Source organism: Mycobacterium sp. IDUB_17 (assembly GCF_055419465.1).
Map to the genome: position 1 here is coordinate 1,267,488 of NZ_JBVAXS010000001.1, position 13,314 is coordinate 1,280,801.

General features: G+C 67.7%; 11 protein-coding genes and 1 pseudogene. 7 read left to right on the top strand and 5 right to left on the bottom strand.

All coding sequences use genetic code 11. The features are described 5' to 3' along the window. Window positions 1-201: 201 nt before the first annotated feature. Window positions 202-705: an IclR family transcriptional regulator domain-containing protein gene (locus tag ACZYZ7_RS06070; RefSeq protein ID WP_463740476.1), complete on the bottom strand. Its 504-nt coding sequence runs from the start codon at window positions 703-705 to the stop codon at window positions 202-204. Between ACZYZ7_RS06070 and ACZYZ7_RS06075 the strand changes: the two are divergent. The 7 genes and pseudogenes from ACZYZ7_RS06075 to ACZYZ7_RS06105 all read left to right on the top strand — a co-directional run. After that, a pseudogene (locus ACZYZ7_RS06075) lies at window positions 628-1,403 on the top strand (amidohydrolase family protein); the annotation flags it as partial. The gene ACZYZ7_RS06070 and the pseudogene ACZYZ7_RS06075 sit on opposite strands and share 78 nt — an antisense overlap. Window positions 1,404-1,863: 460 nt before the next feature. Further along, window positions 1,864-2,493: a hypothetical protein gene (locus tag ACZYZ7_RS06080; RefSeq protein ID WP_286175004.1), complete on the top strand. Its 630-nt coding sequence runs from the start codon at window positions 1,864-1,866 to the stop codon at window positions 2,491-2,493. Window positions 2,494-2,536: 43 nt separating this feature from the next. Then, a complete protein-coding gene (locus ACZYZ7_RS06085; RefSeq protein ID WP_135454932.1) occupies window positions 2,537-2,758 on the top strand; it encodes a hypothetical protein in 222 nt (73 codons plus the stop codon). A 6-nt stretch (window positions 2,759-2,764) separates the two neighbouring features. Continuing rightward, window positions 2,765-4,240 (top strand): amidase, encoded by a 1,476-nt coding sequence (locus tag ACZYZ7_RS06090; RefSeq protein WP_463740477.1) that lies wholly within the window; start codon window positions 2,765-2,767, stop codon window positions 4,238-4,240. Between the two features lie 97 nt (window positions 4,241-4,337). Then, a complete protein-coding gene (locus tag ACZYZ7_RS06095; RefSeq protein ID WP_135454936.1) occupies window positions 4,338-5,231 on the top strand; it encodes a fructose bisphosphate aldolase in 894 nt (297 codons plus the stop codon). 32 nt (window positions 5,232-5,263) lie between these two features. Beyond that, window positions 5,264-6,178 carry an alpha/beta fold hydrolase gene (locus tag ACZYZ7_RS06100; protein WP_450071605.1) on the top strand — a complete coding sequence of 305 codons (915 nt, stop codon included), beginning with the start codon at window positions 5,264-5,266 and terminating at the stop codon, window positions 6,176-6,178. 131 nt (window positions 6,179-6,309) lie between these two features. Then, window positions 6,310-7,695, top strand: coding sequence for an FAD-dependent oxidoreductase (locus tag ACZYZ7_RS06105; RefSeq protein WP_463740478.1), 1,386 nt, complete (start codon window positions 6,310-6,312; stop codon window positions 7,693-7,695). 11 nt (window positions 7,696-7,706) lie between these two features. Here the strand turns inward: ACZYZ7_RS06105 and ACZYZ7_RS06110 are convergent, their stop codons facing one another. The 4 genes from ACZYZ7_RS06110 to ACZYZ7_RS06125 all read right to left on the bottom strand — a co-directional run bounded on the left by ACZYZ7_RS06110 (window position 7,707) and on the right by ACZYZ7_RS06125 (window position 13,272). Next, on the bottom strand, window positions 7,707-8,975 hold the full coding sequence (locus ACZYZ7_RS06110; RefSeq protein ID WP_463740479.1) for a competence/damage-inducible protein A: 1,269 nt from the start codon (window positions 8,973-8,975) through the stop codon (window positions 7,707-7,709). Between the two features lie 35 nt (window positions 8,976-9,010). Continuing rightward, window positions 9,011-10,237, bottom strand: a complete 1,227-nt coding sequence (locus tag ACZYZ7_RS06115) for an enhanced intracellular survival protein Eis (protein WP_463740480.1) — start codon at window positions 10,235-10,237, stop codon at window positions 9,011-9,013. A gap of 74 nt (window positions 10,238-10,311) precedes the next feature. Beyond that, entirely contained in the window at window positions 10,312-10,536 is a 225-nt protein-coding gene (locus tag ACZYZ7_RS06120; RefSeq protein ID WP_450071609.1) for a hypothetical protein, read from the bottom strand. A gap of 9 nt (window positions 10,537-10,545) precedes the next feature. Further along, complete coding sequence (locus tag ACZYZ7_RS06125) at window positions 10,546-13,272, bottom strand: glycoside hydrolase family 2 protein (protein ID WP_463740568.1); 2,727 nt, start codon at window positions 13,270-13,272, stop codon at window positions 10,546-10,548. Window positions 13,273-13,314 lie beyond the last annotated feature (42 nt).

Here is a 13,314-nt window from a genome sequence, read left to right on the forward strand (position 1 = left end):
ATTCCCAACGATCGCGGCGATCACCGCCTCGCCTCCGCACAGAGCTACGTCGTGACGCTCTCGGTGGACCGTGCTGTTTCGCGACGCCGTGCACCCGGGGATCTGGTGACCTTCTCGACTGGCCATCCCGTTCACGCGAACTGCAACGATGTTGCAGGCGTTGCTGTTTCGCGGCGGTTAGGTGGCTGCGCAACGATCCGCCTAGCCGAACCATCCCTGCGGTGCCACCCCCGACAGCGCCCAGGTGAGTTGTTGCGCAGCATGACGCACGGCTCGCGCGAGTTCGGCGACCGCGACAGTGGATCGGTCGGTGCGCCGTGTCACGCTGATCGCCGCGGCCGGGCGGCTGGAATGGTCGAACGCGCACGCGGCCACCGAGTGCAGTCCTTCGGTGATCATGCCATCCTCCTCGGCCCAGCCCTGTGTCCGTTCGGCGGCCAGCAGCTGCCGCAGTCCTGGCAGCGAGGCCGGACCGCGTCCGGTGCGCGCTACGAACGCGGTACCGGCCGGGAACAATGCGCGCACCTGGGCGGCGGACAGGTGCGCCAGGATGGAGCGGCCACTGGCGGGCAGCTGCGCGGGCAGTCGAACACCGACATCGGTCACCAGGGGGACCGGCACACGCGCCTCACCGTCGACGACGAAGCGCGAAGCCTGCGCGTCGCCAGCAGCTTCACCCCCGAAACCACGTTCCTCGGCGCGCACGTCGTTCCCGCCGAATACGCCGCACGCCGCGACGACTACGTCGAGTTGGTGCGCATCAGCATGCTCGACGCGTGCGCCCCGCATGCCCGCTGGATCGACGTCTTCTGCGACCGTGGAGCGTTCACTGTCGACGAGGCGCGCGCCATCCTCACAGCCGGCATCAGCCTGGGACTGCAACCGCGACTGCATGCAAGCCAGCTCGGACGCGGCGACGGCATCAAACTTGCCGTCGAACTGGACGCCGCCTCGGTGGATCACTGCACCTACGCCACCGACGAGGACATCGACGCCCTCGCCGGGTCATCGACAGTCGCCACATTGTTGCCCGGCGCCGAATTCAGTACCCGGGCTCAGTGGCCCAACGGACGCCGGTTCCTCGACGCCGGTGTCACGGTGGCCCTCGCCACGGACTGCAACCCCGGCAGCTCCTACACCATCAGCATGCCGCTGTGTATCACCCTAGCGGTGCGCGATATGCATCTCACTCCCGCTGAAGCCCTTCGGCAGCCACAGCAGGCGGTGCAGCGGCACTGCGCCGCAACGATATCGGCGCGCTCACCCCCGGCAGCCGGGCCGACTTCGTACAGCTGCAGGCCCCCACGTACGTGCACCTGGCGTACCGGCCCGGCGTCCCCATCATCGCCAATACCGTCGCAGCCGGCCAAACCCAACCCGAACACACCCTGCCTCGACCCTGACATCCGCGACCGCCCCCGGCCTGTCCGGCGGTGGTCGGTGCAGAAGAAGACGCGGTATGAGAAGTAGACATAGCCACGCTCCCCTCGAAAGCGGCTGCTGATATCGGCCATTCGAAGCCAGCTAGGCTCAGCGCGGCGCTTACCGGTTTGAATCGGCGTGACGTGAATGGCGCTCGGCGATCGCGACACCGAAGCGGCGTTGCCGGCGGTGCCCAAACCAGACGACCCAAATCGCTTCTGCCTGCGGCGTACTGGCTCACTGCCGGTACGTGAGTACGAATCTTACTGTTGCCGAGCTAATTTCATCGCAACTGCGCGACAGTCCCACACCGAAGGTGGATTTCGCCGAATTCCCGGGTGTTACCCACAGCGTCCCACCTCATCGTGCACAATATGAGCTCGCGTGAGTGCCCGTCGCCGCCTGCCACGCCCATCACACCGCCGTTCCCCGGGAGCAAGCTTGGTCACCTGCCTAGTTTCCACACCGCATCCGTCGTATCAGCCGGCTCGCCGTGGACGGCACCGCAAGGCTCCGCAGCGCCGTTGGCTGCCTGTCGGCATGGGGGTCGCGGCCGCGGCTGTCGTCAGCTCCATGCTCACGGCATTCGTCATCCTCACCACGCTTGCGTCCAAATTCTCGTCCAGGGATTCGGTGTATGCCGTCGGCGCCAGGACGTACGAGGTGAAACCGACCCGGAAGCCGCTCCCCAGCTTCGCCGAGCGGGCGGCCGCTCCGGCCGTCGCGGCGTTCGCCTCCGACGGCTCCGGATTCGTCGATTCCCAGGCACGCTGCGGCGACAACCAGACGGCCAGGGCCATCGGCCGAACCGAACGCTCGCTGGTGGTGATCTGCCTGGACCGCACCGGCCGGCTCGAGTACCACGGTGTCCGACTCTCCGACCGCGCCGCGCTGGCCGCATCGGCCGATGCCACGTCGGGCCGCCGCTTCGTCGCGAGCAACTATCAGGTCAACTACGCGGTGTCACCGACCGAGTTGCTCGTCACCTCGGGTAGTGCGGTCCTCAAGCGCGAACCGATGGTCGAATACCGCGAGATTCTGTCCACGCCGGTCGTCATCGCACCGCGGTAACCGCGCTAAGCTGGCCGCTCATCGGCCACGCGGCGGGAGATCGATGTCCACATTCTGGCGGTACCTCGGTATCCAGGCCATGGTGTTCGTCGTCGGTATCGTCGGGCCGATCTTCCTGATCGTTTACTTTGCTGCACAACCAGATCCGACTCTCAAGTGGATGTACTTCGCGGGTCTGGTCATCACCGCGGTGGAGGTTCTCATCGCGCTCGAGCTGACCCGCATCAGTTCACCGACAGACACCACCAGCGATCTCCCGGAGTGATGTGAGATGGATTCGTCGTTCGCCTTCGAACTTGCCCGCACCGATGGGATCGGGCAGTCGGCGCTCGCCGCGGACGGTGAGCTGACCGCCGTCGAGTTACTCGACGCTGCGATCACCCGCGTCGAGGCGACCCGCGGTCTCAATGCGGTGCTTACCGACCTGTTCGAGCGGGGCCGGGCCCAGGCCGCGGCCCTCGACGAGTCCGGTGTGCTGCGCACCGGACCGGCTGGGCCGCTGGCCGGCGTCCCCTTCCTACTCAAGGATCTCGGAGCAGCCCTGGCGGGCGCCCCCGAAGCCATGGGCTCACGCGCGTTTCGCGACCATGTCGCAACGGAAACCGCGTGGACGGTGAACCGGTACCTCGATGCCGGACTCGTCGTGTTCGGCAAGACCAACACGCCGGAGTGGGGCAACCACTGCACCACCGAGCCGTTGTTGTCCGGCGCCACCGTGAACCCGTGGTCCTCGACCGTCACCCCGGGCGGATCCAGCGGCGGTTCGGCCGCGGCCGTGGCCGCCGGCGTGGTTCCCGCGGCCTCGGGTGGGGACGGCACGGGTTCCATCCGGGTACCGGCCTCATGTTGTGGCGTCGTCGGCCTCAAACCACGGCGCGGACGATCCTCCTTCGCGCCAGACGGCGGCCACGGACTCGAAGGCCTGGTGAACAACCACGCACTGACCCGGACTGTGCGCGACTGCGCGGCCCTGCTGGACATCATCGCCGGCACCGCACCCGGTGATCCCTACAGCGCCGCCGTGCCGGCCGTTTCCTACCTCGAGACGGCCGCGCGAACCCCGTCGGCCCAGCGCATCCTGATCGCCACGGCATCGCCGTTTCCCACCGACCGGATCGACCCCGAGGTGGTGTCGGCGGTCGAAGCAACCGGGCGGCTGTTGGAAGGCCTCGGGCATCACCTCACCCCGGGCGCTCCCACGATCGATCCGGACGCGGTCGCCGAGGCCATCGCGGTGCTGCACACCGTCAGCAATGCAGAGCTGCACGAGTTGGCCCGGCAGCATCTGGGCCGGGCGCCCCGCGAGGACGAGTTCGAGCCGAGCACCTGGGTGATGATCCGCGAGGGCTTCACCACCACGGGCCTGGCCTATGCCCAGGCGATCGCAGCGATCCATGCCCAGACCCGTCGGTTCGCAGCGGGAATGGCCGGTCACGACGTGCTGCTGGTGCCGACCCTGCTGACCGGACCACCGCCGTACGGGCTGCTGAATCAGCCCCGGGGGACCACCCGAGCCTTCTTCGACGTCGAGTTCGCCACCACCGGATGGACGGCGCTGGCGAATGTCACCGGCTGGGCGGCGATCTCGCTGCCCCTGGGGCAGACTCGCGACGGTTTGCCGATCGGGGTGCAGCTGATGGCTCCCGACGAATCGGTCCTGCTCAGCCTGGCCGGTCAGCTCGAGCAGGCTGCCCCGTGGGGTGCCCGAACCCCGCCTCGATGGGTGGCCGCTACCGCCGGGACGTAGCCGCATATCCTCTGAGTCGAACTGTCCGCCACCAGCGGTGAGCGCCTCGACAGCACAACAACCGCAGGACGCCGTCTTCAAAGGAGTAGACAACCTCATGGTGAACCAGCAGCAGGCCGACAAGATGACCACGGGCAAGGGCTTCATCGCCGCGCTCGACCAGAGTGGCGGGTCCACCCCCAAGGCCCTGCGTCTGTATGGGGTCGAGGAGAGCGCCTACTCCTCCGAAGAGGAGATGTTCGACCTGATCCACCAGATGCGCTCGCGCATCATCACCTCCCCGGTGTTCAACGGTGACCGGGTCCTGGCCGCCATCCTGTTCGAGCAGACCATGGACCGTTCCATCGAGGGCAAGCCCACCGCCACCTACCTCTGGGAAGACAAGAGTGTGGTGCCGCTGCTCAAGATCGACAAGGGGCTGGCCGACGTCGCTGACGGCGTGCAGGTGATGAAGCCGATGCCCGGCCTGGACGATCTGCTGGCCCGCGCGGCGAAGAACGGCATCTTCGGCACCAAGGAGCGCTCCGTGATCGGCGCGGCCAACGCCGACGGCGTCGCCGCCGTGGTCGCCCAGCAGTTCGAGGTGGCCAACCAGGTGCTCTCGCACGGTCTCATCCCGATCATCGAGCCCGAGGTCACCATCTCGATCTCCGACAAGGCCGAGGCCGAGGACCTGCTCCGCGACGAGATCACCAAGAACCTCGACGCGCTGCCCGCCGACCAGAAGGTGATGCTCAAGCTGACCCTGCCGACTCATGCCAATCACTACCAGTCGCTGGTCGAGCATCCGAAGGTGATGCGGGTCGTGGCGCTGTCCGGTGGCTACTCACGCGATGAGGCCAACAAGCTGCTGGCCGCAAACACCGGCGTGATCGCCAGCTTCAGCCGGGCGCTGACCGAGGGTCTGTCGGCCCAGCAGAGTGACGACGAGTTCAACGCCACGCTGGACAAGTCCATCCAGTCCATCTACGACGCCTCCGTCGCAGGTTAGTCGCGGATCCCGGCGAGCCGAGGCGCACGAAGATGGTCATCCCGATCGATCGCCCCAAACTGGAGGGCAATGTCGCCGTGGGCGACGGCCGGCAACTCGGGTTCGCCGAGTTCGGTGATCCACAGGGCCGTGCAGTCTTCTGGCTGCACGGCACCCCGGGTGCGCGCAGGCAGATCCCGACCGAGGCCCGCATCTACGCCGAGCGGAACCACATACGGCTGATCGGGGTCGACCGCCCCGGCATCGGATCCTCCACTCCGTACCAGTACGACCGGGTGCTGGATTTCGGTGACGATCTGCGCACCATCGCCGACACGCTGGGCATCGACAAGATGGCCGTCATCGGGTTGTCCGGTGGCGGGCCCTACACGCTGGCCACCGCGGCCGCCATGCCCGACCGGGTCGTGGCGGCCGGAGTGCTCGGCGGGGTGGCGCCGATGGTCGGCCCCGACGCGATCAGCAGTCCGCTGATGCAGCTCGGTGCGGCGGTCGCACCGATCCTGGAGGTGGCCGGTGCGCCGATCCGGTTGGTCGCATCCGGGCTGATCAGGTTGATCCGTCCGGTCGCCTCCCCCGCCTTGGAGATCTACGCCCGGATCTCCCCCGAGGGCGACCGGCGCATGCTCGGCCGGCCCGAGTTCAAGGCCATGTTCCTCGACGATCTGCTCAACGGCAGCCGCAAGCAACTGGCCGCCCCGTTCTACGACATCGTGGTGTTCGAGCGTGACTGGGGCTTCCGGCTCGACGAGGTCAAGGTTCCGGTGCGCTGGTGGCACGGCGACCACGACCACATCGTGCCGTTCGCACACGGTCAGCACGTGGTCTCCCGGCTGCCCGACGCCGTGATGACCGAGCTGCCCTACGAAAGCCACCTCGGTGGACTGGGCTGCGCGGAGGAGATCATGGGCGCCATGATCTCGACGTGGGACGAGGCGCGCACCGACTGAGCACCCCGGGAGTCGACCTTCGGTACCGGTGACCCGGTGACGTTCGGGTAGCGCACTACTCTAGGCCCGGCTCCGGCCTGCTCCGATACTTCGAACAACTGGCGATGTGCCAGCGGGTCCGGAGGTCGGCAATGGCAACGATCGGCAAACACGCAGTGGTGCTGGGCGCGAGCATGGGTGGGCTCCTGGCCGCTCGGGCACTGGCTGACTTCTTCGACACCGTCACGCTCGTGGAGCGCGACGTGCTGCCCGACGGTCCGGTTCAGCGGCGCGGCGTCCCGCAGGGCCGGCACGCTCACGGGCTGCTCAGCGGCGGACTGCAGGCACTTGCCGAACTGTTTCCCGGGCTCCCAGAGGAACTGGCGGCCGACGGCGCCACGGTGCTCGACGGCGCGAATCTGTCCCTCATCTCCCTGACGTTGAGCGGTCACACCCTCAACCTGGACGGGCAGCCGGCCAAACCGATCGAGTCGTATCTGGCCAGCAGACCGTTCCTCGAGGCCCACGTGCGGGACCGGGTGCGCGCCATCGGCAATGTCCACATCCTGGACGGCCACGACGCGGTCGAGTTGCTGATGGATGACACCCGCCGCGTGACAAGTGTGTTGGTGGCCGACCGGACCGGTGGCGCCGGACAGGCGATATCCGCCGACCTGATCGTCGACGCCATGGGCCGCGCCGGACGGACACCGGCGTTCCTGGAGAGCGCCGGATTCGGACGTCCACCCGAGCACCAGATAGCGGTGCAGGTGGCCTACTCCAGCCAACTGTTGCGCTTCGGCGACACGGCTCCGCGCGACCGGCTCACCCTCGTCGGAACCATCCCCGAAAGACCTTGTGGTGGTTCATTGTTCGCCTACGAGGACGACACCTGGCTGCTCACCACCGCCGGGATGAGCGGCCGCGAACCGCCCGCCGACCTGGCCGGGATGATCGCCTTTGTCGAGGATGTGTTCCCCGCCGAGACCATCGCAGCCCTGCGCACCGCGCAACCGTTGGGCCCGCCGGCCACCTTCCGCTACCCGGCGAGTGTGCGTAGGCGCTATGAGCGCCTGACCCGGTTCCCCGACGGTCTACTGGTCTTCGGCGACGCGATCTGCAGCTTCAATCCAGTCTACGGACAAGGCATGTCGGTGGCCGCGCTCGAGGCGCTCGCATTGCGTGACTGCCTGGCCCGCGGCGGCGATGACCTGGGCCGCCGATTCCTGCGGGCCGCCGCCGGCTGCGTCAACACGGCATGGCAGATGGCCTGCGGCGCTGACCTGGCCATGCCCCAGATACCCGGGCCTCGCCCGGTCTCGGTGCGGTTGTCCAACTGGTACACCGAGCTGGTGCTCACGGCTGCCGAAGACGATCCGGTGGTGACCGAGGCGTTCTTCCGGGTGATGAACCTGGTCGATCCGCCGAGCCGGCTGATGCATCCGTCGATCGTGCGGCGGGTGGCGGCCGGCGCGTCCCGGCGGCGCCGCACGCGACGGCCTGCTCCCGCCGAACCCGCCGTTGCGCCGCTGGGCTGACGACACCCGGGTCAGTCACCACCGTCGGTTAGGGCCCGGCGCAGCAGGTGCATCGCCACCGTCGTGGCCCGCTCCCGGATATCGGATCGATTGCCCGGGAGGCGCAGGGTGCGGGTGATTGCCGTCGATCCGGCCCGGACCGCGAAACACACTGTGCCGACGGGCTTCTCGGGGCTGCCGCCGTCCGGGCCCGCGATACCGCTGATGGCCACCGCGGTGTCGGCACCGAAATGGTGAATCGCACCGGTGACCATCGATTCGACCACCGGCTCAGACACCGCGCCGTACTCGGTGATCAGAACCGGATCCACGTTCAGCAGTTCGGCTTTGGCCTCGTTCGAATAGCTGACGACGCCACCGGCGAAGTAGTCCGAGCAGCCGGGGATGTCGGCCAACCGGGCGGCCAGCAGTCCGGCGGTGCAGGATTCCGCGGTGGCGATCCGGTGCCCGGCCAGCAGACCGGCCACCTGCTCGTCCACGGTCGTGCCGTCCTCGGAGTACAGCGCGGCGCCGTGCCGGTCGCGCAGCAGCGTCAGCAGTTCCTGATAGGTGCCGGCCGCGTCGGGCTCGTAACGGGTGACGATCTCAAGCTCACCGCGGCGCAGGCAGGTGGTGATCTCCAGTGCGTCGAAACCCGTGATCGTGGCCTCGGCGTCGCGCAGCGTCTCGGCCAGACCGGATTCGGCGAGGCCGAACATCCGCACCATCTCCTGCCGGTACTGCGTGCGGCCCGAAATAGCCTGTTGCACAGCCTCGGTCGCGACGGCCGTGTGCCACATCGGCTGCAACTCCCGCGGCGGGCCGGGCAGCACGACGACCGTCGGACTGCCGCCGACCACGACGCCAGGGGCGGTGCCGACCGGCGCGAGGACCTCCGCACCGACGGGCACCATCGCCTGCTTGCGGTTGGCGGCGCGTACCGCGTCGAAATCCACGCCGGGCCGGTCGCCCATCAGCTTGCGCAGGATCGCGGCGATGCGCTCCTCCATCGCCTCGTCCAGAACGAGTTCGCGACCGCAGAACTCGGCGACCGTCGCCACGGTGAGATCGTCGGCTGTCGGCCCGAGCCCACCGCTCGTCACGATCAGGTCCACGCCCTCGGCGGCCAGGAACCGCAACTGCGCGTCGATGTCGCGAGGACGGTCACCGCAGATGGTGATGTGGGCAAGTTCCACGCCGAGCTCGAGGAGCTGGTCGGCCAGCCACGGACCGTTGCGGTCCTGGACCCTTCCGGTGAGTACTTCAGTTCCGGTAACGACGATGCCTGCACGTGCGCTCACCAGATGAACACTACGCAGCAGGCCCTCGCCCCGGCTCAGAAGCTGTAGCCCAGTTCGGCCGGAACATCGCTCGCGAAGGCCGCACCGAGCCGCCGCACCACCTCTGAGTCCTTGCCGCGCAACCGGTTTGCGGCAACAAACGACTCGGGGTGATGGGCGCCCAGATAGAGGCTGCCGAGCACGTCCAGGTCGAGTTCGATGTCAGCCGGAGCGTCGGTGGGCGTACACCGGGCCCGGCCGTCGCGAATCTGCAGGGCATACCGTCCGCCGTCATCGCGGAAACCGTCGGCGACGTCCAGCACGGTGTCGAGGTCGGCCTGATACCGGCGGGCCTCAAGGGCAACCGGGATGTCCATGATCCGGACCCACATGTCATCGCTGCTCGAGGTCACCCGGGCCAGCCGTGGGTTTGTCAGCAGGTAGGGCACGATCTCACCGGGATGTGTCCAGATACTCACCTTCTCCATGAGGTCCATCCCGAGCAGCGCCCGCCAGAGTGCGATGTGGGCGTCGGGGGTCACCGCGGTGACCTCGCGTACCCGCAGCGACCGGGACTCCTCGCCGTGCACCCGGTACAGCGCATATCCGTCGGGGTGCAGGAACGCGAACAACTCGGAACCACCGTCGCGGGCGTTCTCCCGATCGGCGAGGACGTCGTCCCACAGAGGCGTCGGGCACGCCAGACCGCCCGGCGTCTGCTGTCGCCAGCGGTCGTAGATCGCGGCGAATGAGTCGCGGTGCTCGGCAGGTTTGACCAGGCGGACGCCGCCCGGGTCTGGGACGGAGGCATGGAACTGGGCGAACCTGCGCTCGATCGTCATCAGGTGCACGGTGGTCGCCGGGCCGTAGCCGAACCGGCCGTAGATCCCGCCTTCGCTCGCGGTGAGCGCGGCGATCGGATACTTCGCATCGGCGATCCGCTGGTGCAACTCGGCGTACATCGAGCGCAGGATCCCCCGCCGCCGATGAGTGGGAGCGACGGCCACGTAGCTGATACCCGCCGCGGGCAGCACAGCGCCGCCCGGAACGGTGAGGGTGAGATCGAGGTAGATCGACTGCCCGACGATGTCGCCTTCGCTGCCACCGTCACGCATCACCACGCCGCCGTCGGCGGGCACCAGCTGCTGCCACGCCGCCATCGATTCGGGGTGGTTGATCTCGCCGAATGCGGTGTTGCCGAGCAGTGCCATGCCCGCCCAGTCGGCGTCGGTGACGCTGTGCAGAGTGAGAGTTGTTGCCGGGGAAGCCACGTTGTCGATCACGGAGTCCGACGGTGCCACACAATCACCGGACAATGCGACCGAATTTCGGCTCGCACGATCCGGCGGCTAGCAAATCAGCGCTTGAGCCACGCGTTCAAGGTCGCCAGGTCGCGGGTGTAGGTGGTCATGATGTCGTCCTGGTACAGCGTCGCCCCGCTGATCGTGGTCGGGCCCTGCCACACCACCCTGATCCGGTTCGCACCGCGCTGGTAGACATCCACCCGGTCGAGGTCGCGGTGCAGCCATCCGCCGCTCTCGGCCAGCTGTCCGACCTCATGGCGCTCATCGGTTGTGGTCATCAGCCGATCCTATCGCCGTGCCCGCTGGTCGATCGGCACCACCGTCGGCGCACTGTTGTAGCCGCCGACCCGGACCCAGTTGGGGCCGTGCTCCGACCCGGGCACCGTGCCGGTGACCTCCACCGTCTCCCCCGGGTAGACGGTGACGTAATTGTCGGAGTACTCGATCGGCAGGATCTCGTCACCGTCGCGCGTGGTGGTGATCTCGGCGCGCTCGAAGAACGCAATCTGACGGCCGGGGTTGTGCAGCCGGATCAGCACGCTGGCGCCGCCGTCCGCCGACTCGGTCCGGTGCGCGGTCACCTGTAGCGATGCCGGCGCCATGGTGTTGAGCGGGGTCATGTCGGCCCAGCTGCTCTGTACGAGATCGAACGCCTGGTCGTTGACCGGAGGGCCGACGTCGTCGAGTTGTTGCGACTGCCAGTAGGTGTTGTCGGCGACGACGGCGCCGTCCTCGTCGAGCAGTTCAGCGCGGACGAACACCACCGGCGAGTCGGCCGCCAGCCGGGGCAGCGACAACCCGGGCACGACGCCGTTCGACGGTACGGCCGGCACATCGGAGCTCCGGTCGTCGCGCATCCGGCCGGTCAGGTCATAGGTCCGCACCCGCACCCGCAGGCCCGTCTGCTCCTGCGGGGACTGGTTGACCACGGTCACGTAGGCGGTGTCGTGATCGCCGGTGGCATAGGAGTCGAACACCACCGACAGCGGACGCAGACCTTTCTTGGCCCCGTAGTAGGCGCCGCCGGGCCGGAGGTAGTAGTCGAAGAGATGACCGAAGAACGATGGCCAGTGGTTGTTGAGCATCCAGTAGATGGTCATCTTGTGGTTGTCCCACCCGCCGGCCGCGAACGCCTCGAACTGCGCGCGGGTCGACTCATAGTGGGCCAGCTGCGCTTTGCGGGCGAATTCCTCTGCACCGCTTGATGATCCGTAGCGCTGGACCACTGCTGTTCGGATGCTCTCCAGCGCGGCGTTGCTGGGGTTGGCCCCGGCATGGAAATACCAGGCCTCGTTGATCGGCCAGAGTTTGTCGGGCGGGATGAACTTCTGCAGGCTGGCGAACGGCGGGACGTGTTCGTTGTCGCCCTGTTCGGCATTGGAGCCGCGGGTGGCCTGATACTGGCCGCTGAACCAGTAGCTGGGCGGGCGCCACGTGTAGGGGCCGGCCATGTGGATGCCGTCCCAGTCAGGTTCCCCGTTGGGGTCGCGGGCCAGGGACGACACCGTGTCGACCATGGTGTTCGGCCAGTGCAGATCGCGCAGGATCCCGTGATAGCCCTCGAGCACCGGCGCCGGGGGCTTGCCGTCGCTGCCGTTGGCCCACAGGAACGCCGACGCGTGCCCGCGCAGAGACAGGATCTGTGAGCGCATGCTCTCGTCGGCCACCCGCCGATCCTCGTCGTCCCACTGCCACCACTTCTCCCACTGGTTGCAACACATCCATCCGTACATCAGCGGGATGCCCAGTTCATCGGCCCGTTCGATGATGTTGTCGCCCGGGAACTTTCCCTCCAGACGCAGCATGTTCAGCCCGAGATCCCGGACGTATCCGAGGATGGCGTCCTCCCGTTGCGGGTCGTACTGGAACAACAGGTCAGGTGTGTACGCCGCACCCCGGACCAGGAAATCGCGCCCGTTGACGGTCAGGTAGAAGCTGCCGCCGCGGCCCAGATCGGGGAACTGCTCGTCGTTGTCGCGATGCTGTGCCACCGTGCGGATACCGAACCGGGAATCCAGGGTGTCGGTGGCGCGGCCGTACCGCAGAAACTCCAACCGCAGGTCGTACAGGTCGGGTTTGCCCATGGTGTAGGGCCACCACAGATCGGGGTTGCTGACCCTCAGGGCCGCGAAAGTGTCCGGTTCGAAACGGATTTCACGGTTCTCCCCCGGCGCCAGGGTGACCGGTTGATCCACCGAGATGGTCGGTTTGCCGGGCCGGCTGATGTGGGCCCGCACCATACCGCGCATCGGCACGTCGGCGGTGTTGCGGATGTCGGAGTAGACGGTGAGCCGGGCCGAATCGGTTGCGGGCAGCGGTAGCTCGGTGGTGACCAACGGGTCACTGAGCACGACCTGGCCCGAGTAGCTCAGGTAGACGGGTTTGAAGATGCCCGCATTGCGGTCGGCCACATAGGAATTGCCCCGTAGCGGGTTCTTGTCCGGGCCCTGGTAGCCGATGCGGTTCCAGTTGAGCCAGTCCCACCAGCTGTCGGCCAGCTCGACACCGTCGATGTCCTGCAGCGCCTGCTCGGGCGTCACCTTGACTGCCAGCGTGTTGACGCCCCCGGGGTTGATCCACGGAGTCGCGTCGATCTCGTGGATCGTGTGCATGCCCACCAACAGCGAGCTGCCGGCGATCATCGTGCCGTTGAGCCAGACCTCCGCGCGGTAGTTGATTCCCGGGAAATCGAGCCGGTAACTCGAGCTGCCCTGCGGCGCGGTGAAGGTCGTGCGGTACCACCAGTCCTGGCGGAACAGATCATCCGGCACGTCGGCCAGGTTGTCCCCGACATACAGGTCCGGATAGGTGCCGTCGTCCTGCAGCGCCGCCAGCACGGTGGACGGCATCTGCCTGACCGGGTGCCAGTCGGCGTTCACCTCGCCGGGCGTGGACATCGCAGCGCCGTCGGCCGTCACGGTGCGCGCCGAGGCCAGTTGCCACCCCTGTGCCAGTTCCATGCGCCCGGACGGCGGCTCCGGCTTGGCGAAGGGCGGGAAATCGGCGACGCACAGCGACAACAGCAGCACCGCAGCGAGGACGAACCCCACGATCCT

What these genes read in the sequence shown, in the direction of transcription:
- ACZYZ7_RS06120 (WP_450071609.1), bottom strand. Translation starts at nt 10,536, where the DNA reads ATGACCACAACCGATGAGCGCCATGAGGTCGGACAGCTGGCCGAGAGC.
- ACZYZ7_RS06085 (WP_135454932.1), top strand. Translation starts at nt 2,537, where the DNA reads ATGTCCACATTCTGGCGGTACCTCGGTATCCAGGCCATGGTGTTCGTC.
- ACZYZ7_RS06095 (WP_135454936.1), top strand. Translation starts at nt 4,338, where the DNA reads ATGGTGAACCAGCAGCAGGCCGACAAGATGACCACGGGCAAGGGCTTC.
- ACZYZ7_RS06100 (WP_450071605.1), top strand. Translation starts at nt 5,264, where the DNA reads ATGGTCATCCCGATCGATCGCCCCAAACTGGAGGGCAATGTCGCCGTG.
- ACZYZ7_RS06105 (WP_463740478.1), top strand. Translation starts at nt 6,310, where the DNA reads ATGGCAACGATCGGCAAACACGCAGTGGTGCTGGGCGCGAGCATGGGT.
- ACZYZ7_RS06090 (WP_463740477.1), top strand. Translation starts at nt 2,765, where the DNA reads ATGGATTCGTCGTTCGCCTTCGAACTTGCCCGCACCGATGGGATCGGG.